1 protein-coding gene is annotated in these 839 nt (G+C 48.2%); it reads left to right on the plus strand.

Annotated elements, in window-relative coordinates; genetic code table 11:
* The first annotated feature begins 66 nt into the window (after positions 1 to 66).
* Positions 67 to 827 (plus strand): IS5 family transposase gene (locus tag V7K44_RS24155; protein ID WP_442940713.1). Its coding sequence is split into 2 segments (ribosomal slippage): positions 67 to 391 and positions 391 to 827, totalling 762 coding nucleotides; the frame shifts between segments, so codons are not numbered across the junction.
* Positions 828 to 839: the final 12 nt, after the last annotated feature.

Here is an 839-nt window from a genome sequence, read left to right on the forward strand (position 1 = left end):
GGGCGTGTCATCAATTAGGTAAAGTGGAATAAGAACAGGTGAAGAAAGATAAATAACAGGAAAAAGATGACGCGCCGATATGCACTACGAGATGACCAGTGGGAGAGAATCAAAGACCTACTACCTGGGCGAGAGGGCTATGTGGGAGTGACGGCGAAAGATAATCGATTGTTTGTTGAAGCAGTTTTATATCGTTACCGAGCAGGCATTCCTTGGCGTGACTTACCAGCAAGATTTGGAGATTTTCGTGTGATTCACACCCGCTTCAGTCGATGGTCAAAAACAGGGGTGTGGGAGCAGGTATTTCAGCACTTGGCAGATGATGCCGACAATGAATATGCGATGATTGACTCAACGATTGTCCGTGCCCATCAACACAGCGCGGGTGCAAAAGGGGGGATGGATGTACAGAAGCTATTGGTCGCAGTAAAGGTGGATTAAGTACCAAGATTCATGCTGTGGTGGATGCGTTGGGCAATCCAGTGAGCTTTCACCTGACACCAGGGCAAGCCTGCGACCTGGATGGAGCCGACCAATTGCTACCCACCGTTGTCGCGGATACAGTACTGGCAGATAAAGGCTATGATGCCGATGAGCGAGTGATTGAGCGACTTCAAGCACAGGGGAAAACACCAGTGATTCCTCCAAAACGTAACCGTACTAGACCTCGTGACTATGACCGGGATTTGTACAAAGCTCGTCATCTGATTGAAAACTTTTTTGCCAAACTCAAGCAGTATCGAGCGATTGCGACGCGCTACGATAAACGCGCTACTAACTTTTTGGGTGCAATTTATCTGGCTGCTTCTGTCATTTGGCTTAATTGATGACACGCCCTA

It is taken from the genome of Nostoc sp. (assembly GCF_036917235.1).
Classification (GTDB): Bacteria; Cyanobacteriota; Cyanobacteriia; order Cyanobacteriales; family Nostocaceae; genus Nostoc.